This window comes from Kitasatospora sp. NRRL B-11411 (assembly GCF_000721345.1).
Taxonomy (GTDB): Bacteria; Actinomycetota; Actinomycetes; order Streptomycetales; family Streptomycetaceae; genus Kitasatospora; species Kitasatospora cineracea.
In genome coordinates this window covers 157107-177881 of the sequence record NZ_JOGH01000002.1, presented here as the reverse complement: position 1 = coordinate 177881, position 20775 = coordinate 157107, and the positions used below count along the sequence as shown (strand labels likewise).

Here is a 20775-nt window from a genome sequence, read left to right as displayed (position 1 = left end):
CGTCCGAGGAGCCGAACCGATGCGTGCTCGAACCGTGGTGCTGGTCCTGAGCGGCGGGCTGCTGCTGACCGCTGCCGGTGTGGTGGGGGTGCAATTGGAGCACGAGTACGGACGCCGGGAGGCGGCGCGGTCGGCCGGTGCGAGTGCGGCGAGGGACTTCGCGGCCCTGGTCGCGGAAGCGGACGTCCGGCAGCCGGTCACCCCGGCGGAGCTGCGGCAGCTGTCCGACCGGGTCCGGACGGAGCACGGGGGAGCGGCCCAGGTGGGGGTGTTCTCGCTCTGGCACCACGACGCCGAACGGATGGTGCTGTTCCAGGCCGTGGCCGGCTACCGGAAGTGGCCGGGCACCATCGGTACCGCGGAGGAGACCCGGTGCTACCGGCTGGCGTTGCGGCCCGCGCAGCCGGCGCCCGCCGTGGAACAGCATGACTGCGAACCGCCGACGGGCTGGACGAGGGAGCAGTGACCGCGCTTTGTGCGACAACGCTCGCTCCTACACGGAACGGTGCGGCAGTATGTCGGCCATGACCTCCAGCCTTCGTGACGAGACCTCGCCGCCCGGCCCCGCGCCGGCCGACGGTCCGCTGCCCAACACCGTGGTGGTGCCCGCGGACGAGGACCCGGTCGCGGAGGCCGGCAGCGAGTTGTTCGGCGGTCCGCCGGGGCGGCGGGCGCTGCTGGGGGTGTCCTGGTGGACGCCGGCCAAGTTCCTCGCGCTGGCCGTGATCGCGGTCTACGTGCTGGGCCTGTTCCAGAAGGCGCCGTGCTACAACGACGGCTGGTTCCACGGCGCCACCACCCAGTACACGAAGGCCTGTTACAGCGACATCCCGCACCTGTTCTCCGGGCGCGGCTTCGCCGACGGGCTGCACCCGTACCTGGACCGGATCCCGCAGGGCTCGCCGGACATGCAGTACCTGGAGTACCCGGTGCTGACCGGTCTGTTCATGCAGATCGCGGCCTGGCTGACCACCCACAGCGGCGACCTGATGAGCCGTGAGCAGTGGTTCTGGATGGTCAACGCGGGCATGCTGATGATCTGCGCCGTGGTCGCGGTGGTCGCCACCTCCCGCGCCCAGCGCCGCCGCCCGTGGGACGCGCTGCTGTTCGCGCTGGCCCCGGCCCTGGCACTGAACGCCACCATCAACTGGGACCTGCTGGCGGTGGCCCTGGCCGCCGTGGCGATGGCCTACTGGTCGGGCTCCCGGCCGGTCTGGGCGGGCGTCTTCATCGGTCTGGCGACCGCCGCCAAGCTCTACCCGGTGCTGCTGCTCGGCCCGCTGCTGGTGCTCTGCCTGCGGGCCGGCAAGTGGAAGGAGTTCGGCCAGGCGTTCGGCGGCGCGGTCGGTGCCTGGCTGGTGGTCAACCTGCCGATCATGCTGGCCAACTGGAAGGGCTGGCTGACCTTCTACAGCTTCAGCCAGACCCGCAAGGAGGACTACGGCTCGTTCTGGCTGATCCTCATGCAGGGCCTGCGCAACGGCAAGAACCTGGAGACCCTGAACACCTGGATCGCGGTCCTGCTGGTGCTCAGCTGCCTGGCGGTCGGCTGGCTGGCGATCAGCGCCCCGCGCCGCCCGCGCTTCGCCCAGCTGGCCTTCCTGGTGGTGGCGGCGTTCATCCTGACCAACAAGGTCTACTCGCCGCAGTACGTGCTCTGGCTGATCCCGCTGGCCGTGCTGGCCCGGCCGCGCTGGCGCGACTTCCTGATCTGGCAGGCCTGCGAGGTGCTGTACTTCCTCGGCGTCTGGTCGTTCCTGGCCTACAACGGGGACGGCAAGCACCACGGCATCGACCAGGAGTGGTACCACTTCGCCATCGCCCTGCACCTGGTCGGCACCCTGTACCTCTGCTACATGGTGGTCCGCGACATCCTCTACCCGGACCGCGACCCGGTCCGCTGGGACGGCAGCGACGACCCGTCGGGCGGCGTGCTGGACGGCGCCCCGGACCGCTTCGTGCTCGGCTCGGCCCGCGGCCTGCGCGAGGCGGAGACGTACGCCGAGTACGCGCCGCAGGGGGACTGGCTGAGCAAGGAGCCGGAGCCCGTGGTCGAGCTCGGCGCCGAGCCGCAGCCCGGCAGGTAGCCGGGGGCGCTCCGGCCCCGGACGCACCGAAGCCCTGTCCGCCGTCACGGCGGGCAGGGCTTCTCCGTCCGCCGGGGCCCCGGGCGGGGCCTCAGCGCTCGACCACCCGGTCGAAGTGGGTGGTGGTGTGCCGGACGGTCAGGGCCAGCTCGTCGCCGATCGCGGGCGGCTTGAGCTCGCCGGGCAGGAACAGGATTGACACCTGCATGTGCGGCGGCTCGGCGAACCACAGCTGCTTGCCCTGCCAGGAGTACGGCGACAGCGTCCGGTTGACGGTGGCCAGGCCGGCCCGGGCCAGGCCCTTGGCCCGGGGCAGCACCCCGTGCACGTACTTGGGCGCCTCCAGGCCGACGCCGTGCGCGGTGCCGCCGGTGGCCACCAGCAGGTGGCCGTCGGAGGGGGCCTTGTGCTGCCGGTAGCCGTAGCGCTCGCCGCGGGAGACCGGGGTGACGTCCAGGACGGTGGCGCGGGAGGAGAGCGCCTCCACCTCGCCGAGCCACAGCCGGGTGCCGATCCGGGAGCGGAACCCGGTGTCCGGGTGTCGTTCGGCCAGCCGCAGCCCGTCCTTGGCGGACAGGTGGCTGAGGTAGACGGTGTCGGTGGGGAGCCCGGCCTCGTCGATCGCCCGGACCAGGCCGGACACCTCGTCCACCGGGTCGGAGCCGTCCGGCCGGTCCAGCGGCAGGTGCAGCGCGAAGCCCTCCACCGCCAGGTGCCGCACCGGCAGCCGGGACAGCTCGCCGACCGCGACGCCGTGCCGCCGCATCGAGGTCATGCACTCGACGACCACCCTGGTCCCCTCGGGCAGCGCGGCCAGCGCCTCGGTGTGCGCGACGGTGCGCACCACCCGCCCGGCGGGCAGCTCGACCGCGGGCTCGCCGGAGCGGTGGGGGGTGAGCACCAGCAGGTCGCCGGGGAAGTCGCCGGCCACCGCCGCCGCCTCGTCCGCGGTGCCCACCGCCAGCATCGGGACGCCCAGCCGGGCGGCCTCGGCGGCCAGCCGGGCGTTGCCGAAGCCGTACCCGTTGCCCTTGGCGACCGGGACGAGCCCGCCGAACTCGGCCAGCAGGCCGCGCTGGTGCGCCCGCCAGCGGTCGGTGTCCACGTACATCGTCAAGGTCATCGCGTTCTCCCCGTGGTGTTCTTCAGGTGGCGCCGTGGCGGGCGGCGGCGCGGTGCCGGGCGGCGCACCGGTGGGTGGTTCACCGGTGGGTGGTTCACCGGCGCGACATGTAGAGGTCGAGCGCCTTGTGCAGGAGCTTGTTGAGCGGGTAGTCCCACTCGCCGAGGTACTCCGCGGCCTGACCGCCGGTGCCGACCTTGAACTGGATCAGCCCGAACAGGTGGTCCTCCTCGTCCAGGGTGTCGCTGATCCCGCGCAGGTCGTAGACGCTCGCGCCGAGCGCGTAGGAGTCCCGGATCATCCGCCACTGGATCGCGTTGGACGGCTTGACCTCGCGCTTGTGGTTGGCCGAGGCGCCGTAGGAGTACCAGACGTGCTCGCCGACCACCAGCATCGTGGTGGCGGCCAGCGGCTCGCCCTCGTGGTAGGCGAGGTAGAGCCGCATCCGGTTCGGGTCCTCGGCGGTGAGGGACGTCCACATCCGCTGGAAGTAGGAGAGCGGCCGGGGGGTGAAGTGGTCGCGCTCGGCGGTGACCACGTACAGCTTGTGGAAGACCGCGAGGTCCTCGTAGCCGCCCTGGACCACCTCGACGCCGCTCTTCTCGGCCTTCTTGATGTTGCGCCGCCACAGCTGGTTGAAGCCGCGCTGCACGTCGTCCAGCGAGCGGCCGCCCAGCGGCACCTGGAACACGTACCGGGGCTGGACGTCGCCGAAGCCGGCGCCGCCGTCCTCGCCCTGCAGCCAGCCGGACCGGCGCAGCCGCTCGGCGGTCTCCAGGGCGCGGGGCTCGGTGAAGTCGGGTTCGAGGTCGCGCAGCCGCTTGGCCTGCCGGCCGGCGATCGCCTCCTTGATGGTGGGCGCCTCCCAGCGGCGCACCACCACCGGCGGGCCCATCTTCACCGAGAACGCGCCCTGCGACTTCAGGTGCGCCAGCATCGGCTTGAGCCAGCGGTCGAGGTCCTGGTCGAACCAGTCGATCACCGGGCCCTCCGGCAGGTACGCCAGGTACCGCTTCACCTTGGGCAGCTGGCGGTAGAGCACCAGCCCGGCGCCGACCAGCTCGCCGGCCTGGTCGAACCAGCCCAGGCTCTCCGCGCGCCACTCCGCCTTCACGTCGGCCCAGGAGGGCACCTGCATGTGGCTGGCCGAGGTCCGGCTCTGCACGAAAGCCAGGTGTTCCTCACGCGTGATCGTCCGCAGCCGCAGGCTCATGCTCGGTGCTCCTCCTCGTCGGATCCATCCATGGTGACCCTATCGCCCGAATGGTCCGATTCGACCGGGAACCGATCCGACATGATGATGCCCCCCCGTTCGCACCCGCTGGTACAGGTACTACGCCGGGAGGGCACCCGGGGTTGCGCACCGGGCGGCGGGTTCATCCCGCCCCGCGCCCGGGTGCCGTCACCACACGCCCCCGAACAGGCCGCCGTGCGCCACTCCGAGGAAGAGGCCGAACGCGGCCGCGCCGGTGCCGATGACGACGGCGAAGCGCTCGGCGGTGGTCACCGAGAAGAACAGGCCCACCAGCCCCGTGAGCACGCCGAACAGGCCGGTCCACGAGGTCAGGAGGTGCAGGTTGTGGAAGAACGAGGTGACGAAGGCGATCGCGCCGAGCAGGACGGTCACGCCGACCAGGGCGTTCTCCCGCGGGTGCGGGTGTCCGTCGGTGTTGAGGGTGAACTGCGGCCGGCGGTGCTGCGGCCTGGGTGCGGCCTGTGCCATGGGGACCCACCTCCTGGGGGGAGGGAACGTTCGTTCTGTCCAGGTTGCGACCGTTGTGACCGAAGTGACAACCCCGGGAGCCAACTGTTTTGTCCGCCGGTCGGCTGACCCGGTAGGCTGGCACCTCTGCACTGGTGTAGAGGCGTGCTCGCATGCCCGGAAGACCAGTGCTGACGCGCACAACCCTCCTGCCACGGAAACGCCGTGGCCGTTGAGTCCAAAGGAGGTGGGTTACACATGCGTCACTACGAGGTGATGGTCATCCTCGACCCCTCGGTCGAGGAGCGCGCTGTCTCCCCCCTGATCGAGAGCTTCCTCAACGTCGTCCGCACCAGCGGCGGCAAGGTTGAGAAGGTCGACACCTGGGGCCGTCGTCGCCTGGCGTACGAGATCAACAAGCAGTCCGAGGGCATCTACTCGGTCATCGACCTCAAGGCCACGCCCGAGGTCGTCAAGGAGCTCGACCGCCAGTTCAGCCTGAGCGAGTCGGTTCTGCGGACCAAGGTCCTGCGCCCGGACACCCACTGAGCCCACTTCCGGCGTCCGCGCCGGAGGGCTCGCGTCCGGTGTTCCACGTGGAACACCGCTGACGAGCACCGCAGAACTTCTTTCCGAGAGGTCATCACCACATGGCAGGCGAGACCGTCATCACCCTCGTCGGCAACCTCGTCGACGACCCCGAGCTGCGCTTCACCCCGTCGGGTGCCGCGGTGGCCAAGTTCCGTATCGCGTCCACCCCGCGCACCTTCGACCGCCAGACCAACGAGTGGAAGGACGGCGAGAGCCTCTTCCTCACGTGCAACGTCTGGCGTCAGCCGGCGGAGAACGTGGCCGAGTCGCTGCAGCGCGGCATGCGCGTGATCGTGCAGGGCCGACTGCGCCAGCGGTCTTACGAGACCAAGGAAGGCGAGAAGCGGACGGTCTTCGAGGTCGAGGTCGATGAGGTCGGCCCGAGCCTGCGCTCGGCGACCGCCAAGGTCACCCGCGCCAACCGCTCCGGCGGTCCCGGCGGCGGCGGTGGCTTCGGTGGCGGCCAGCAGGGTGGCGGCGGCTACGGCGGCGGCGGCAACCAGGGCGGCGGCAACTGGGGTGGAAACTCCGGCGGCGGCAACCAGGGCCCGTCCGACGACCCGTGGGCGTCCAGCGCCCCCTCGTCCGGCAACCAGGGTGGCGGCAGCTGGGGTGGGAACTCCGGCGGCGGCTACTCGGAAGAGCCCCCGTTCTAAGCGGTGCTTGGCCGGGCCCCCCGCGGGCCCGGAAACGCTGACAGATCTCGTACTCAACGGAGCACACAATGGCGAAGCCGCCTGCTCGCAAGCCGAAGAAGAAGGTTTGCGTCTTCTGCAAGGACAAGGCCACTTACGTGGACTACAAGGACACGAACCTGCTGCGGAAGTTCATTTCCGACCGCGGCAAGATCCGTGCCCGCCGGGTCACCGGCAACTGCACCCAGCACCAGCGTGACGTCGCCACGGCCGTGAAGAACAGCCGTGAGATGGCGCTGCTGCCCTACACCTCCACCACGCGCTAAGAGAGGGTGACCGAACAATGAAGATCATCCTCACTCACGAGGTCCCCGGCCTCGGCAGCGCCGGCGAGGTCGTCGAGGTCAAGGACGGCTACGCCCGCAACTTCCTGGTCCCGCGCGGCTTCGCCATCCGCTGGACCAAGGGCGGTCAGAAGGACGTCGACGCCATCCGTCGCGCCCGGAAGATCCACGCCATCCAGACCCTCGAGGCCGCCAACGAGGTCAAGGCCAAGCTCGAGGGCCTGCAGGTCAAGCTGGCCGTCCGCTCCGGCGACGCCGGCCGCCTGTTCGGCTCGGTGACCCAGGCCGACGTCGTGGAGGCCATCAAGGCCGCCAGCGGCCCGGCCGTGGACAAGCGCGCCGTCGCGATCGCCTCGCCGATCAAGACCGTGGGCACCCACAAGGTCTCGGTGAAGCTGCACTCCGACGTCCAGGCCAACCTCGACGTCAACGTCGTCGCCGCCTGAGCGCAGCAGTAACGCAGTCCGGAGGGCCGGACCCCGTCACGGGGGCCGGCCCTCCGGCCGTTCTCCCAGCCGTTCAGGCGCGGACGGCGCCGGTGACCATCCAGTGGCCGGTGCGCACCCGGCCGACCAGGAACGCGGCCCGGCTCAGCATGAACAGGTTCATCGCCCACCACAGCCCGGCCAGCCCCAGGCCCAGCGCGGGCACCGCCAGCGCGGCCGGGACGAACAGCAGCAGGGTGGCCAGCATCGCCCACGCCAGGTAGCGGCCGTCGCCCGCGCCCATCAGCACGCCGTCCAGCACGAACACCAGCCCGCCCACCGGCTGGGTCAGCGCGGCCAGCAGCAGCGCGGTGGACAACTGGTGCTGGACGGCCGGGTCGGAGCTGAACAGCGGGACGTACAGCGGCCGCCCCAGCACCATCAGCAGCCCGAACAGCACGCCCGCGCCCAGGCCCCACTCGACCATCCGCCGGGTCGCCGCCCGGGTGCCCGGCAGGTCGCCGGCGCCCAGGTAGCGGCCGATGATCGCCTGCCCGGCGATCGCCACCGCGTCCAGCGCGAAGGCCACGAAGGACCAGACGGTCATGGTGATCTGATGGGCCGCCACCTCGGCGTCGCCCAGGTGCGCGGCCACCGCGGTGGCCAGCAGCAGCACCGCGCGCAGGCTCAGGGTGCGCACCAGCAGCGGGCCGCCGGCCCGGGCCGAGGCGCGGATCCCGGCGGCGTCCGGCCGCAGCGTCGCGCCCTCCCGGCGGGCGCCGCGGACCACCACCGCGACGTACACCGCGGCCATCGCGTTCTGCGCGATCACGGTGCCCCAGGCGGAGCCGGCCACGCCGAGGCCGGCGCCGTAGACCAGGCCGAGGTTGAGCAGCAGGTTGGCGGTGAACCCGCCGATCGCCACCAGCAGCGGGGTGCGGGTGTCCTGGAAGCCGCGCAGCACGCCGGTGGCGGCCAGCACCAGCAGCATCGCGGGCACCCCGAACGCGCTGATCCGCAGGTAGGTGACCGCGTACGGCTCGGCGGTGGCGGAGGCGCCGAGCAGCCGGGCGGCCTGCGGGGCGAGCAGCAGGGTGAGCGCCACCAGGCCGGCCGAGAGCAGCAGCGCCAGCCAGATCCCGTCGATGCCCTGCTGGACGGCGGCCCGCCGGTCGCCGGCCCCGATCCGGCGGGCCACCGCGGCGGTGGTGGCGTACGCGAGGAAGGCGAACACGCCGACCACGGTGGTGAGCGCGGCGGAGGCGACGCCCAGGCCGGCGAGCTGGGCGGTGCCGAGGTGGCCGACGATCGCCGAGTCGGCCATCAGGAACAGCGGTTCGGCGACCAGGGCGCCGAAGGCCGGGAGGGCCAGGGCGAGGATCTCCCGGTCGTGGCGGCGGCGTTCGGCGGCGGGCGGTCTGGCGGCGGGTGGTCCGGGGGCGGGCATGGGCTCAGCCTACTCATCCACAGGTAATGGCTGTAGGTGTCCTCTGCCACTTACTGGCGCTGTGGACGGAGAGTGTGTCGAACACCTCTTCGGTGGCGGTCCTGGTCGTGTGAAGAATTTCTCATGCACAGGCTAAACGGGGAGTAGTCCCAGGTCAGCGAGTTGACATTGGGGCGATTGGATGGTTATCCACAGGGTTGTGCACAGCTTTGGCGGAGTTCTCCACAGGCTGGGGACGGTTATCCACATGCCCTGTGGATAACCTTCCCGGCCCGTCGGCCCCGCCCACCGCCCCGCCGGCCCGGTCCGGCGGCCGCTCAGCACCGACCCGCGCGGGGCGGGCCCTGTCGGATCGGTACCGTAAGAAGGACAGGCGCCGAAGTCGGTACGTCACCGGACAGGCCCGCTCCCACTCGCACCGCTCGCTGAACGGGGAACACGCGTGACCGGCCCCCAGTACGACGACCAGGACGCCCCGCCGCCGGAGGACGACTGGCAGCCGTCCGACGACGCCTTCCCGCTGGACTCCTTCCCCGACGTGCCGGGCGACCGCCTGCCGGTCTCCCGCCGGGCGAACACCCCGGCGGGCCGCGAGGGTTCGGGCTCCGGCAGCGGCGGCGGCGGTGGCTTCCAGCGGCGGGACGGCGGCAAGGGCGGCGACCGCTTCCCCGGCAAGGGCGAGCGCCGCGACCGGGACGGCGAGCGCGAGCCGGGCTTCGGCGGCGGCGAGGGCTTCGAACGCGTCCCCCCGCAGGACCTGGCGGCCGAGCAGTCCGTGCTCGGCGGCATGCTGCTCTCCAAGGACGCCATCGCGGACGTCGTCGAGGTGCTCAAGCCCGCCGACTACTACCGCCCCGCCCACGAGCTGATCCACGGCGCGATCCTCGACCTCTACGCCCGCGGCGAGCCCGCCGACCCGATCACCGTGGCGGGCGAGCTCACCAAGCGCGGCGAGCTCGCCCGCGTCGGCGGCCCCTCCTACCTGCACACCCTGGTCAACTCCGTCCCCACCGCGGCCAATGCCGAGTACTACGCCGAGATCGTCCACGAGCGCGCCGTGCTGCGCCGCCTTGTCGAGGCCGGCACCCGGATCGCCGGCATGGGCTACGCCGCCGAGGGCGACGTCGACGACATCGTCAACGCCGCCCAGGCCGAGATCTACGCCGTCACCGAGCAGCGCACCAACGAGGACTACGCCCCGCTCGCCGACATCATGGAGGGCGCCCTCGACGAGATCGAGGCGATCGGCTCCCGCTCCGGCCAGATGTCCGGCGTCCCCACCGGCTTCGCCGACTTCGACCAGCTCACCAACGGCCTGCACCCCGGCCAGATGATCGTCATCGCGGCCCGCCCGGCGATGGGAAAGTCCACGCTCGCGCTGGACTTCGCGCGGGCCTGCTCGATCCACAACAACCTGCCGAGCGTGATCTTCTCGCTCGAAATGGGCCGCAACGAGATCGCCATGCGCCTGCTGTCCGCGGAGGCCCGGGTGGCCCTGCACCACATGCGGTCGGGGAACATGACGGACGACGACTGGACCCGGGTGGCCCGGCGGATGCCCGAGGTGAGCGCGGCGCCGCTGTACATCGACGACTCGCCGAACCTGTCGATGATGGAGATCCGGGCCAAGTGCCGGCGGCTCAAGCAGCGCAACGACCTGCGGCTGGTGGTCATCGACTACCTGCAGCTGATGCAGTCCGGCGGCTCGCGGCGGGCCGAGAGCCGCCAGCAGGAGGTCTCCGACATGTCCCGCAACCTCAAGCTGCTGGCGAAGGAGCTGGAGGTCCCGGTGATCGCGCTCTCCCAGCTGAACCGAGGCCCCGAGCAGCGCACCGACAAGAAGCCGATGGTCTCCGACCTGCGCGAGTCCGGCTCGATCGAGCAGGACGCCGACATGGTGATCCTGCTGCACCGCGAGGACGCCTACGAGAAGGAGTCCCCGCGGGCCGGCGAGGCCGACCTGATCGTCGCCAAGCACCGCAACGGCCCCACCGCCACCATCACCGTCGCCTTCCAGGGCCACTACTCGCGCTTCGTCGACATGACCAGGGACGTGACCTGACCTGTAGGTGCGCGCATCGCGCCGCACGACCCCGGCGGGGAGCGGACGCTTCGTATGAGTTAGTCTCCGGCGAATGACGACCAAGGGATTGCTGACTCGCTGGGGGGCCCGGCGGGCGGGGCGGGGAGAGCGCGCCGCCGCAGCGGGGAGCCGGCTGGGCTGGTTGGACGCGCTGCGGGGGATCGCCGCGCTGGCCGTGGCGGCCCACCACTTCGAGATCATGCGGCTGATCCCCTACGGCGGCACCATAGCCGCGCACTTCGACCTCGGCTTCTACGGGGTCATCGCGTTCTTCATCGTCAGCGGGTACATCATCCCGGCCTCGCTGGAGCGCCGCGGTGACGTCCGGGCCTTCTGGATCGGCCGGATCTTCCGGATCTACCCGGCGCTGATCGTGAGCATGCTGCTCGCCGAGTTCCTGCTGCCGCACGACTACCAGGTGCTCACCTTCGACGGCTACGGGCACGACAAGCTCTGGCTGGCGGGCAACGGCCTGATGCTGTCGGACATGCTCGGCGTCGTCAACGCGCTCGGCATCTCCTGGACGCTCACGTACGAGATGCTCTTCTACTTCTTCGTCAGCAGCCTCTTCACGGTCGCCTGGCACCGGCGCAGCTCGATGATCTCGGTGACGGCGGGCGGCATCGCGCTCGTCCTGGGCGTGTGGGTTCCGTCGTACAGCCTGACCCACACCCTGCCGGAGCTCCAGCACCTGGTGGCCGCGGCCGTGCTCATCGTGGTCGCGGGCCTGGTCTGCATGCTCAGCGGCAACGCGGCGCTGGCCCGGATCGGCGGCCTGCTGCTGGGCGGGCTCGGCCTGCTGCTGGTGTTCACCAACGGCCGGACGCCCGCGTACGAGACTTTCACCATCCTGGCGACGATGTTCGCGGGAACGGTGATCTACCGCGCGCAGCACGGGCAGATCGAGCGGATCGAGGCCTGGCTGACCGTCGGGTTCGTGGTGGCGGCGGGCGCCCTGGTGGGCTGGATGTACAACCGGGACGCGATGGCGCGGGCGACCGCGACCTTCACCTGGCCGGCCTGGTCCTACGCGTACCTGGGGGCGTGGGCGTCGTTCGGGCTGTTCTTCCTGCTGCGCAACAAGCGACTGCCGCGGGTGATGACCTGGCTGGGCGCGGTGAGCTTCTCGGTGTACCTGCTGCACTGGCCGGTGAAGCGGTTCCTGCTGTGGCAGCTCGGCTGGGACAGCAACTACTACTACAACAAGCTGGCCGCGATGCCGTTCGCCGAGCGCTGGTCGTGGGTGGCCGGGTACGTCGCGGTGCTGCTGGTGGTCTGCTGGGTGGTGTACCGGCTGGTGGAGGTGCCGTTCCAGAACCTGGGCCGGAAGCTGACCAAGGCGATGAACCGCCGCTGGCCCCCGCAGTCGCTGGATCGGCCGGCGCAGCTCCCGGTCCCGGCCGCCGCCGCGGCTCCTGCGGCGGCCGAGCCGGCGCTGACCGGCTCGGCCCCGGGCGGCCGGGGGACGCGGACGGATTGAGCGCCGCCCCTTCCCGGGGCGGGGTGCTCAGAACCAGTGCAGGCAGTGCGGGGCGCGCTCGGCGCGGAACAGGGCGTCGGCGCGGGCGGCGGCGTCGGGGTGGTGGAGGCGGAGGTGGCCGGCCCGGGCCAGGGTGCTGGGGGCGGTGCCGCCGAGCAGGATCGAGCCGAGGTCGCTGACGTCGAGCGAGAGGTCGGGTTCGCGGTCGGTGGGCACGCACGCGGCCTCGCCGCCGCGGACGGTCAGCAGGTGGCGGTGGTGCTCGCCGAGGAACGGGTCGTCGACGTCCAGGACGAGTTCCCCGTCGGCGCTCCAGCCGCGGGAGGTGAGCGCGCCGGGGACGTCCAGCACCCGGGCCCAGAGCCAGTCGGTGTACTTCTCGGGCTGGCCGGCGCTGTGGTCGGCGAGCAGCCAAGGCAGCGGGTGGTCCGGCGGGACGTGCCGGAACACCACCCGCTGGACCAGGTCGTGGCCGAGCAGGTAGCGGGCGAGCGCGGTGTACGCGGCGTCGGTGACGGCGACGGTCTCGTCGACCCGCAGCGTGCGGTCGTCGTCGACGTGGTAGCTGGCGTAGCCGTCGGGCCGGCCGGCGGCGTCCCGGTGCAGGGCGACGTAGCGGGGCTTGGGGGCGATCGGGGGCTGGCCGGCGCCGCGCTCCCACCAGCGGTGCGGGCGGGAGACCGAGCCGGGGCGCAGCCGCCGGTACTCGTCGTAGACCCGCTCCAGCAGCTCCACCGCCCTGTCGCGGTGCAGCAGTTCGACCGTACCCGGGTCGGCGTCCCCGGCCCGGAGCGGCGCGAGCGCGGCGCGCTGCCGGGGCACGGCGTAGTTCTGGGTGGAGGTGGCGGGCCCGTAGCCGAAGCGGCGGTAGATCACCGACTCGGAGGCGAGCAGCACCGCCAGCACCTCGCCGCGCCCGCGCAGTTCGGCGAGCTGGCGGCGCATCAGCGCGGTGAGCACGCCCCGCCGCCGGTGCGAGGGCAGCACGCCGACGGCCGTCACCCCGGAGACCGGGACGATCCGCCCGCCGGGCAGGGTGAGTTCGAAGGTGTACGCCCCGGCGGTGCCGACCGGCCGGCCGTCCGCGTCGTGGGCGAGCAGGCCGCGCTCCGGCTCGAAGGCCGACCACCAGACGCCGGTGCCGCCCTCGCCGGGCGGGTCGACGAACATCCCGAACGCGGCGTGCATGGTCTCGACGAACAGGTCGAGGTCCTGCTCGGTGGTGGGCCGGATGTCGATCAATGCCGCCGCCTTCCGCGGTCGCGGTCGCCTGTCCGGTTCAGTGCAGCCGTCTCGCCGGTGCACGGTCAAGCGATTAACCGGGTCGGGTAGGGTCGCCCGCCATGGACGAGGACCTGGAACTGCTCCCGCTGCCGGACGAGGCGGTCGCGCTGCTGACCGGGGCGGGGGCGCCGCCCCGGCTGGTGGCGCACCTGCGGCTGGTGCACGACGTGGCGGCGCGGCTGGCGGACTGGACGGCGGAGCGCTGCCCGGAGCTGGCGGTGGACCGGCCGGCGGTGCTGTTCGGGGCGGCCACCCACGACATCGGCAAGGCGGTGCACCGCTCCGAGCTGTCCGGCCCGGGCTCGGCGCACGAGCCGGCCGGCCGGGAGCTGCTGCTGGCGGCGGGGGTGGCCCCGGAGCTGGCCCGGTTCGCGGCCGGGCACGCCGACTGGGGCCCGTCCTCCACCGCCGAGGACCTGCTGGTCGCGCTGGCCGACAAGGTGTGGAAGGACAAGCGCGTCCCGGAGCTGGAGGACCTGCTGGTCGAGGCCCTGGCCCGGGCGGGCGGCGGCGAGCGCTGGGCCTGGTTCCTGGCCCTGGACGAACTGCTCACCGCCCTCGGCGCGGACGCCGGCCCGCGCCTGGCCTACCAGGCGCGCCACCCGCTCTAGCTGCTCCGGCCGAGCGTGACGGTGCTGCGGAAGACGGTCGCGCCGGGGCCGGTGAGCAGGGTCGGGGTGCCGTCGGCCGGCAGGAAGGCGGACTCGCCGTGCCGCAGCGTCAACTCCTGGCCGCCCGAGGCGAGGCGGGCCGTTCCGGCGGTGCAGAGCAGGATCTGCGGGGCGTCGCCGGGCAGGGTGGCGGGGCGGTCGGTGAGCTTGTAGCGGGAGAGCCGGAACTCGTCGATCGGCACCGGGTAGTGCCGCTCGCCGTCCGGGCCGGGTTCGGGGCGCAGCACCTCCGGGCGGCCGGCCCGGAAGTCGACCACCTTCAGCAGCTCGGGGACGTCCACGTGCTTGGGGGTGAAGCCGCAGCGCAGCACGTTGTCGGAGTTGGACATGATCTCGACGCCGGTACCGCGCAGGTAGGCGTGCGGGAGCCCGGCGCCGAGGTAGAGCGCCTCGCCGGGCTGCAGCCGGACGTGGTTGAGCAGCAGCGCGGCGACCAGCCCGGGGTCGCCGGGGTGCTCGGCGGCGGCGAAGGCGTACCCGGCGAGCTCGCCGGTCGGGTCGGCCGGGGCGGCGGCGGTGACCGCGCGGGCGACGGCGGCCACCGTCTCGCGGCCCGCGTCGTCGGTCAGGCCCAGGGCCGCGGCGAGCGCCCCGCCGAGCGCCTCCGGTTCGGGCTTGGTGTGCAGCAGGTCGATCAGCGGCTCCAGCCCGGGGACGTCGAGCGAGGCCATCAGGGCGGCCGCTCCGGCGGGGGTGCGGAAGCCGCACAGGCCCTCGAACTCGCTGAGCGCGCAGATCAGTTCGGGCTTGTGGTTGTCGTCCTTGTAGTTGCGCTGCGGGGCGTCCAGCGGGATGCCGCGGGCCTCCTCGTCGGCGTACCCGGCCCGGGCCTGCGCCCTGGTCGGGTGGGCCTGGATGGAGAGCGGCAGGGCGGCGGCGAGCACCTTGGCCAGGAACGGCAGCGTCGGCCCGAACCGTTCGACGGACGCGGCGCCCAGCTCGCCGACCGGGTCGGCGGCGATCAGCCGGTCCAGCGGGACCGGGCCGCCACCGCGGTCGGCCCGGGACGGCGCCCCGGGGTGGGCGCCCATCCACAGCTCGGCCTGGGGGGTACCGGTGGCGGGCCGTCCGAGCAGCTCGGGGATGGCGGTGGTCGAACCCCAGGCGTAGTCGCGGACGGTGTTGTCGAGCCGGTCCATCAGGTACTCCCGGGGTGGTGTGTGCACGAGGTGCCCGGCGGTGCGGGGACCCACGACAATAGTCGACGCCCGTGGCGGGCCGGGGGGTTGCGGTGATCACCCTCCTGGGCGCTCCCACCCGGCGGCGCGGGGGCCTTCCGGCCAGGCTGGACGGGACGGGCCGGCCCGTGCCCGCCGCCGCACCGACCAGGGGAGCAGCCGTGACCGCGTCACTGCCCGAGGAGAGCGCCCACGGCCACCGGGCGGGCGCCGCGCCGGCCTTCCGCCCGCTGGAGGTCGAGGTCTTCACCGGACCGGAGAGCGCGTTCTTCGCCACCTCCAGCCTGATCATGGGCGAGCGCACGGCGATCCTGGTCGACGCCCAGCTGACCCGCAGCGCCGGGCGCGAGCTCGCCGAGTGGATCGCCGGCAAGGGCCGCGAGCTGCTGGCGATCGTGGTCAGCCACCAGCACCCCGACCACTACTTCGGCGCGGAGGAGGTGCTGCGGCTGTTCCCGGCCGCGCAACTGCTGGCCGCGCCCTCAGTGGTGGAGGGCATCGGGCAGACCGCGGCGGCGAAGGTCGCGCAGTGGAAGCCGGTGTACGGCGACGACATCCCGGACCAGCCGCTGCTGCCCGGGCTGCTGATGCCGCAGCCGCTGATGATCGACGGCCAGCTGATCCGGATCCTGCAGCTCGGCCAGGGCGACAGCGCGGGCTCCACCGTCGCCCACCTGCCGAGCATCCGCACCGTGGTCGCGGGCGACTTCGTCTACAACGGCACCCACGTCTGGACCGCCGACACCGATCCGGACGCCCGCGGCCAGTGGTCGCACAACCTGGGCCGGATCGCCGACCTCGGCGTCGACCGGGTGATCGCCGGTCACCGCGCCCCCGGCACGGACGACGCCGCGCACCGGGTGCTCGCCTTCACCGCCGGCTACCTGCGCGACTTCGACGAGGCGCTGCACGACCACCCCGACGACGCGGAGGCGCTGGCCGCCGCGATGAACGAGCGCTACGGCGGCCTGACCCTGCCGGCCATCCTGGAGCACGGCGCGGCCGCGAACGTCGCCCGCCGCCGGGCGGCGGACCGGGGCACCGGGGGCGTTCGGGGCGTTCGGGGCGACGACGCCGCCGACGACGAGGTGGTCGACGCGGAGATCGTCGACGGCGAGCAGTGATACTGCCGGGGTGACGGACGACGGGTACGACGCGGTGGTGGTGGCCGGCGGGGCGGGCCGGCGGCTCGGCGGGGCCGACAAGCCCGCCCTGACGGTCGGCGGGCGCACCCTGCTGGACCGGGTGCTGGCGGCTTGCGCGGACGCCCGGCGGACCCTGGTGGTCGGCCCCGAGCGGCCCACCGAACGGGCCGGGGTCCGCTGGCTGCGCGAGGACCCGCCGGGCGGCGGCCCGCTCGCGGCGGTGGCCGCCGCACTGCCCGCGGTGACCGCGCCCCGGGTCCTGCTGCTCGCCGCCGACCTGCCGTTCCTGGACGCCGCGACGGTGCGGCGGCTGCTGGCCGCGCTCGACGGGGACGGGGGCGACCGCTGGGACGGGGCCCTGCTGGTCGACGCCGACGGCTGCGACCAGCCGCTGGCCGCCGCCTACCGCACCGCGCCCCTGCGGGCGGCCCGCACCGCGCTCGGCGACCCGGCCGGCCGCCCGCTGCGCGGCCTGCTCGCTCCGCTGCGGCTGACCCGGCTGCCCGACCCGGCGGGCGCCGCCTTCGACTGCGACACCTGGGACGAACTCGCCGCGGCCCGCGACCGGGCGGGGCGCGGCTGACGGGGCGCGGCGGGCCGTTCACCGGGGCCGGGGGCGGGCGGTGAGGGAAACGACGCGTGGCGCTCACGGGGGAAGCGGCTTGCGGGCGGGCGGATCGGGCAGCATGGGCGTCATGGAGCGCACATTGGACGAGTGGATGACCGCGGCCGGTGCCGAACTGGGCCTGGACCTGGCGGTGGACGTTCGCGGGCTGCTGGACATGACCCGGGTGGTCGCGCACGGCGTCGAGCGCCCCGCCGCTCCGCTCACCGCGTTCCTGGTCGGCTACGCGGCGGCCGCGAACGGCGGCGGAGCGGCGGCGGTGGCCGAGGCGAACGCCAAGGTGACGGCGCTGGCCGAGCGCTGGGCCGCCGCGGCGGCCGGTGCCGAGGCCGGGCCCGACGCCGCGGACGGGCGATGAACCGGGCTCCGGTCGGTCCGGCCGACGAGGTCCGGGTGACCTCCGCGGGGGCCACCCTGCGCGGCTGCCCGTGGCCGGCGGCCCGGCGGGCGGCGCGCACGGCGGTGCCGGGGCCGCTGCCGGTGGAGCGGGTGGAACTGGCGGCGGCGGCGGGGCGGACGCTGGCCGAGCCGCTGGCGGCGCTCACCGACCTGCCGGCCTTCGACACCTCGGCGATGGACGGCTGGGCGGTGGCCGGTCCGGGGCCGTGGCGGCTGTCCGGCCGGGTGCTGGCGGGACAGGCGTGCCTGCCGCTGGCGGACGGCGCGGCGGTGGAGATCGCCACCGGCGCCCAGTTGCCGCCCGGTGCCACCGGGGTGCTCCGGCGCGAGCACGGGGCGCTCACCGAACTGCCGGACGGCGCGGCCCAGTTGCGCGGCGAGGTGGTGCCCGGGCAGGACGTCCGGCCGCGCGGGCAGGAGTGCGGCAGGGGTGAGGAACTGCTGCCCGCGGGGCTGCCGGTGACGCCGGCCGTGCTCGGGCTGGCCGCCGCCGCCGGGCACGACCGGCTGGCGGTGCACCGCCGCCCGACCGTGGAACTGCTGGTGCTGGGCGACGAGTTGCTGGTGGCGGGCCTGCCCGGCCCGGGGCGGGTGCGGGACGCGCTGGGCCCGCTGCTGCCGCCCTGGCTGGCCGGGGCGGGGGCCGAACTGCTGGGCAGCCGCTACGTCCGGGACGACTTCGGGCTGCTGCGGGACGCGATCCGGCACTCGCCCGCGGACCTGGTGCTCACCACCGGCGGCACCGCCGCCGGGCCGGTGGACTTCCTGCACGCCGCGCTGGAGGCCACCGGCGGGCACCCGCTGGTGGACGGGGTGGCGGTGCGGCCCGGGCACCCGATGCTGCTGGCAGTGCTGCCCGGCGGTCGCCACCTGGTGGGCCTGCCCGGCAATCCGCTGGCCGCGGTGGCCGGCACCGTCACGCTGGCGCTGCCGCTGCTGCACGCGCTGTCCGGCCGGACCGCACCGGCCGCCGGTCCGGCCGAGCCGCTGGCCGCCGCGCTGCCCGGCCACCCGGTCGACACCCGGCTGCACCCGGTGCGCCGGAGTGCCGCCGGGCTGGTCCCGCTGCCGCACGACGGCCCGGCGATGCTGCGCGGCCTGGCCCGGGCCGAGGCGCTGGCGGTCGTCCCGCCCGGCGGCCTGGCGGCGGGGGAGTGCGCGGAGGTGCTGGCGCTGCCGCTGTCCTGAGCGGGATGTTCCACGTGGAACGGCGGGAGGCGGAACCAGCGGCCCCGGTTCCGCCTCCCGCCGTCCTTCGCGCGCCGTCCTTCCCGGTCAGTGGGTGACCGGGGTGCCCGGCTTGATGACGATCAGGCGGTCGGTGAGCTGCAGCACGGCGGCCTCCGGCTCGGTGTAGTTGAGCACCCGGCGGCCGCGGACCACCGCCACCACCAGGTCGTCCAGCTCGCGCGGGCTGAGCCCGGCCTCGGCCTTGGTGACCGGGCGCTCGGCGACGTCCAGGCCGTTGCCGTAGGTCAGCAGGTCCTCCATCACCGCGCCCGCGTTCGGGCTGAGCATCGACATGCCCAGCAGCCGGCCCGCGGAGCTGGAGGAGGTGACCACCACGTCCGCGCCGCTTTGCCGCAGCAGCGGGGCGTTCTCGTCCTCGCGGACGGCGGCGACCACGGTGGCGCCCTTGTTCAGCTGACGGGCGGTCAGGGTGATCAGGGCGGCGGTGTCGTCGCGCTCGGGGGCGACCACCACCTGGGCGGCGCGCGGCAGTTCGGCCCGGATCAGGGTGGCGGCCCGGGTCGCGTCGCCGAGCACGCCGACCAGCCCGTCGTGGGTGGCCTGGTCGACGGCCTTGGCCTGCGGGTCGACCACCACGATGGACTCCTTCGGGACGCCCTGCCCGAGCAGGGTGTCCACGGCGCTGCGGCCCTTGGTGCCGTAGCCGATGACGACGGTGTGGTCCCGCACGGTGTGCCTCCAGCGTTCGATCCGCCACTGCAGGCGGGTGCGTTCGGTGAGCACTTCGAGAGTCGTGCCGACCAGGATGATGAGGAAGAGCACGCGCAGCGGGGTGATCACGAAGATGTTCACCAGTCGCGCGCTGTCGCTCACCGGGGTGATGTCGCCGTACCCGGTGGTGGAGAGGGTGACGGTGGCGTAGTACGCCGAGTCGAGGAGGCTGACCGAGGGGTCCGCGCTGTCGTGGTAGCCCGCGCGGTCCGCGTACACGATCAGCGTGGTGACCACCAGCACGCCCAGCGCGAGCAGCAGCCGGCGGGCCACCTGGCGGGTCGGCGGCCGGGTCGGCCGGGACGGCAGGGCGATCCGGCGGGTGGGGTCGGTGGTGTCGGTGCCCGCGTCCCGGAAGCGACTGAGCGTCAGACGGGACGGTCGGGCACCGGTGTCCTGGGGCGGGATGGATGTCGGCACAGGGACAAGGATGGGGGGTCCGCCCGCCCCGGGGTGACGCCGGGGCCGGAGTGTCGCCACCCTGTCGGGCCGCCCGCGCGCGCCCTGACGGAGTGTCCGTCGACACCGCGGCGGACGGGCCCCGCCGACCGCGCGGAAACCGGCCGTCCGCGCGGTCGGCCGCAGTAGCGTCGGGGGCATGCATGCAATGACTCTTCCTGAGTTCGGCGGGCCGGAAGCGCTGCGCTGGGCCGACGTGCCGGATCCCGTGCCCGGTGAGGGCGAAGTCCTGGTCGAGGTGGCGGCCACCGCCGTCAACCGGGCCGACCTCCTGCAGCGCCAGGGCCTCTACAGCCCGAAGCCCGGGGTCTCCCCCTACCCGGGGCTGGAGTGCTCGGGGCGGATCGCCGCCCTCGGCCCCGGGGTGTCCGGCTGGGCGGTCGGCGACGAGGTCTGCGCGCTGCTGGCCGGCGGCGGGTACGCGGAGAAGGTCGCGGTCCCGTTCGGGCAGCTGCTGCCGGTTCCCGAGGGCGTCGACCTGGTGACGGCGGCGGGCCTGCCGGAGGTGGCCGCCACGGTGTGGTCGAACGTGTTCCTGGTCGCCCACCTCCGGCCCGGCGAGACCCTGCTGGTGCACGGCGGGGCCAGCGGCATCGGGACGATGGCGATCCAGCTGGGCAAGGCGGTCGGCGCGCGGGTCGCGGTGACGGCGGGCAGCCCGCAGAAGCTGGCCCGCTGCGCCGAGCTGGGCGCGGACGTCCTGGTCGACTACCGCGAGCAGGACTTCGTCGAGGTGGTCCGGGAGGCCACCGGCGGCGCCGGGGCCGACGTGATCCTGGACATCATGGGCGCCAAGTACCTGCAGCGGAACGTGGACGCCCTGGCGGTCAACGGCCGCCTGGTGGTGATCGGCCTGCAGGGCGGCACCAAGGCCGAGGTCGACCTCTCCGCCATGCTGGCCAAGCGGGCCGCGCTGGTCGCCACCAACCTGCGCGGCCGCCCGCTCGGGGAGAAGGCCGCCATCGTCGCCGCCGTCCGGGAGCACGTCTGGCCGCTGATCGAGGCGGGCGCCGTCCGCCCGGTGGTCGACCGGGTCCTGCCGGTCACCGAGGCCGCCGAGGCGCACCGGGTGATCGAGTCCGGCGCCCAGGTCGGCAAGGTGCTCCTGGAGGTGCCCGGAGCCGCCCGCTGAGGG

19 protein-coding genes and 1 pseudogene are annotated in these 20775 nt (G+C 73.7%); 13 read left to right on the top strand and 7 right to left on the bottom strand.

Going from position 1 to position 20775, the window contains the following annotated elements; all coding sequences use genetic code 11:
• The first annotated feature begins 19 nt into the window (after positions 1-19).
• A complete protein-coding gene (locus tag IH44_RS0102075; RefSeq protein ID WP_157852061.1) occupies positions 20-466 on the top strand; it encodes a hypothetical protein in 447 nt (148 codons plus the stop codon).
• A gap of 49 nt (positions 467-515) precedes the next feature.
• A complete protein-coding gene (locus IH44_RS0102070) occupies positions 516-2087 on the top strand; it encodes a glycosyltransferase family 87 protein (RefSeq protein WP_369794877.1) in 1572 nt (523 codons plus the stop codon).
• Positions 2088-2178: 91 nt separating this feature from the next.
• Here IH44_RS0102070 and IH44_RS0102065 read toward each other — a convergent pair whose 3' ends face one another.
• The 3 genes from IH44_RS0102065 to IH44_RS0102055 form a co-directional block, all read right to left on the bottom strand.
• Positions 2179-3210, bottom strand: coding sequence for an alanine racemase (locus IH44_RS0102065; RefSeq protein ID WP_030457610.1), 1032 nt, complete (start codon positions 3208-3210; stop codon positions 2179-2181).
• Between the two features lie 94 nt (positions 3211-3304).
• Entirely contained in the window at positions 3305-4423 is a 1119-nt protein-coding gene (locus IH44_RS0102060; protein WP_030457609.1) for a peptidoglycan bridge formation glycyltransferase FemA/FemB family protein, read from the bottom strand.
• Positions 4424-4612: 189 nt separating this feature from the next.
• Positions 4613-4933 (bottom strand): hypothetical protein, encoded by a 321-nt coding sequence (locus tag IH44_RS0102055; protein WP_030457608.1) that lies wholly within the window; start codon positions 4931-4933, stop codon positions 4613-4615.
• Positions 4934-5170: 237 nt separating this feature from the next.
• Here IH44_RS0102055 and rpsF point away from each other — a divergent pair, with 237 nt between their 5' ends.
• The 4 genes from rpsF to rplI all read left to right on the top strand — a co-directional run bounded on the left by rpsF (position 5171) and on the right by rplI (position 6928).
• Entirely contained in the window at positions 5171-5461 is a 291-nt protein-coding gene (gene rpsF, locus IH44_RS0102050; RefSeq protein WP_030457607.1) for a 30S ribosomal protein S6, read from the top strand.
• A 101-nt stretch (positions 5462-5562) separates the two neighbouring features.
• On the top strand, positions 5563-6159 hold the full coding sequence (locus tag IH44_RS0102045) for a single-stranded DNA-binding protein (RefSeq protein WP_030457606.1): 597 nt from the start codon (positions 5563-5565) through the stop codon (positions 6157-6159).
• A 68-nt stretch (positions 6160-6227) separates the two neighbouring features.
• Positions 6228-6464: a 30S ribosomal protein S18 gene (gene rpsR, locus IH44_RS0102040; RefSeq protein ID WP_030457605.1), complete on the top strand. Its 237-nt coding sequence runs from the start codon at positions 6228-6230 to the stop codon at positions 6462-6464.
• 17 nt (positions 6465-6481) lie between these two features.
• Positions 6482-6928 carry a 50S ribosomal protein L9 gene (rplI, locus tag IH44_RS0102035; RefSeq protein ID WP_030457604.1) on the top strand — a complete coding sequence of 149 codons (447 nt, stop codon included), beginning with the start codon at positions 6482-6484 and terminating at the stop codon, positions 6926-6928.
• A 73-nt stretch (positions 6929-7001) separates the two neighbouring features.
• On the opposite strand, the gene IH44_RS0102030 is transcribed toward rplI, so the two are convergent.
• The gene (locus IH44_RS0102030; protein WP_030457603.1) at positions 7002-8354 is read right to left on the bottom strand and encodes an MATE family efflux transporter; all 1353 of its coding nucleotides are present in this window, start codon (positions 8352-8354) and stop codon (positions 7002-7004) included.
• A 520-nt stretch (positions 8355-8874) separates the two neighbouring features.
• On the opposite strand from IH44_RS0102030, the gene dnaB reads away from it, so the two are divergent.
• Both dnaB and IH44_RS0102020 read left to right on the top strand, forming a co-directional pair.
• A complete protein-coding gene (gene dnaB / locus IH44_RS0102025) occupies positions 8875-10416 on the top strand; it encodes a replicative DNA helicase (protein ID WP_030457602.1) in 1542 nt (513 codons plus the stop codon).
• A gap of 73 nt (positions 10417-10489) precedes the next feature.
• Complete coding sequence (locus IH44_RS0102020; RefSeq protein WP_081966680.1) at positions 10490-11917, top strand: acyltransferase; 1428 nt, start codon at positions 10490-10492, stop codon at positions 11915-11917.
• Positions 11918-11944: 27 nt separating this feature from the next.
• Here IH44_RS0102020 and IH44_RS0102015 read toward each other — a convergent pair whose 3' ends face one another.
• Positions 11945-13156, bottom strand: coding sequence for a GNAT family N-acetyltransferase (locus IH44_RS0102015; RefSeq protein WP_030457600.1), 1212 nt, complete (start codon positions 13154-13156; stop codon positions 11945-11947).
• Positions 13157-13260: 104 nt separating this feature from the next.
• Here IH44_RS0102015 and IH44_RS0102010 point away from each other — a divergent pair, with 104 nt between their 5' ends.
• Positions 13261-13812, top strand: coding sequence for an HD domain-containing protein (locus tag IH44_RS0102010; RefSeq protein WP_030457599.1), 552 nt, complete (start codon positions 13261-13263; stop codon positions 13810-13812).
• Here IH44_RS0102010 and manA read toward each other — a convergent pair.
• Complete coding sequence (gene manA / locus IH44_RS0102005; protein WP_030457598.1) at positions 13809-15011, bottom strand: mannose-6-phosphate isomerase, class I; 1203 nt, start codon at positions 15009-15011, stop codon at positions 13809-13811. The genes IH44_RS0102010 and manA overlap by 4 nt on opposite strands.
• A gap of 200 nt (positions 15012-15211) precedes the next feature.
• Between manA and IH44_RS0102000 the strand changes: the two genes are divergently transcribed.
• From IH44_RS0102000 to IH44_RS0101985, 3 genes and pseudogenes are all read left to right on the top strand, one after another.
• Positions 15212-16174 carry an MBL fold metallo-hydrolase gene (locus IH44_RS0102000; protein ID WP_051816441.1) on the top strand — a complete coding sequence of 321 codons (963 nt, stop codon included), beginning with the start codon at positions 15212-15214 and terminating at the stop codon, positions 16172-16174.
• Between the two features lie 10 nt (positions 16175-16184).
• Positions 16185-17178, top strand: a pseudogene (locus IH44_RS47570) (NTP transferase domain-containing protein).
• Positions 17175-18407, top strand: coding sequence for a molybdopterin molybdotransferase MoeA (locus IH44_RS0101985; RefSeq protein ID WP_030457594.1), 1233 nt, complete (start codon positions 17175-17177; stop codon positions 18405-18407). The pseudogene IH44_RS47570 and the gene IH44_RS0101985 overlap by 4 nt, the downstream one beginning before the upstream one ends.
• An 87-nt stretch (positions 18408-18494) precedes the next feature.
• On the opposite strand, the gene IH44_RS0101980 is transcribed toward IH44_RS0101985, so the two are convergent.
• Positions 18495-19553 carry an NAD-binding protein gene (locus IH44_RS0101980; RefSeq protein WP_051816469.1) on the bottom strand — a complete coding sequence of 353 codons (1059 nt, stop codon included), beginning with the start codon at positions 19551-19553 and terminating at the stop codon, positions 18495-18497.
• 226 nt (positions 19554-19779) lie between these two features.
• Between IH44_RS0101980 and IH44_RS0101975 the strand changes: the two genes are divergently transcribed.
• The gene (locus IH44_RS0101975) at positions 19780-20772 is read left to right on the top strand and encodes an NAD(P)H-quinone oxidoreductase (protein ID WP_030457592.1); all 993 of its coding nucleotides are present in this window, start codon (positions 19780-19782) and stop codon (positions 20770-20772) included.
• Positions 20773-20775 lie beyond the last annotated feature (3 nt).

Coding starts and splice junctions, on each gene's coding strand:
- IH44_RS0102060 (WP_030457609.1), bottom strand. CDS start 4,423: ATGAGCCTGCGGCTGCGGACGATCACGCGTGAGGAACACCTGGCTTTC.
- IH44_RS0101975 (WP_030457592.1), top strand. CDS start 19,780: ATGCATGCAATGACTCTTCCTGAGTTCGGCGGGCCGGAAGCGCTGCGC.
- rpsR (WP_030457605.1), top strand. CDS start 6,228: ATGGCGAAGCCGCCTGCTCGCAAGCCGAAGAAGAAGGTTTGCGTCTTC.
- IH44_RS0102055 (WP_030457608.1), bottom strand. CDS start 4,933: ATGGCACAGGCCGCACCCAGGCCGCAGCACCGCCGGCCGCAGTTCACC.
- IH44_RS0102070 (WP_369794877.1), top strand. CDS start 516: ATGTCGGCCATGACCTCCAGCCTTCGTGACGAGACCTCGCCGCCCGGC.
- IH44_RS0102075 (WP_157852061.1), top strand. CDS start 20: ATGCGTGCTCGAACCGTGGTGCTGGTCCTGAGCGGCGGGCTGCTGCTG.
- manA (WP_030457598.1), bottom strand. CDS start 15,011: ATGGACCGGCTCGACAACACCGTCCGCGACTACGCCTGGGGTTCGACC.
- IH44_RS0102045 (WP_030457606.1), top strand. CDS start 5,563: ATGGCAGGCGAGACCGTCATCACCCTCGTCGGCAACCTCGTCGACGAC.
- IH44_RS0102020 (WP_081966680.1), top strand. CDS start 10,490: ATGACGACCAAGGGATTGCTGACTCGCTGGGGGGCCCGGCGGGCGGGG.
- IH44_RS0102065 (WP_030457610.1), bottom strand. CDS start 3,210: ATGACCTTGACGATGTACGTGGACACCGACCGCTGGCGGGCGCACCAG.
- rplI (WP_030457604.1), top strand. CDS start 6,482: ATGAAGATCATCCTCACTCACGAGGTCCCCGGCCTCGGCAGCGCCGGC.
- IH44_RS0102030 (WP_030457603.1), bottom strand. CDS start 8,354: ATGCCCGCCCCCGGACCACCCGCCGCCAGACCGCCCGCCGCCGAACGC.
- IH44_RS0102010 (WP_030457599.1), top strand. CDS start 13,261: ATGGACGAGGACCTGGAACTGCTCCCGCTGCCGGACGAGGCGGTCGCG.
- rpsF (WP_030457607.1), top strand. CDS start 5,171: ATGCGTCACTACGAGGTGATGGTCATCCTCGACCCCTCGGTCGAGGAG.
- IH44_RS0101985 (WP_030457594.1), top strand. CDS start 17,175: ATGAACCGGGCTCCGGTCGGTCCGGCCGACGAGGTCCGGGTGACCTCC.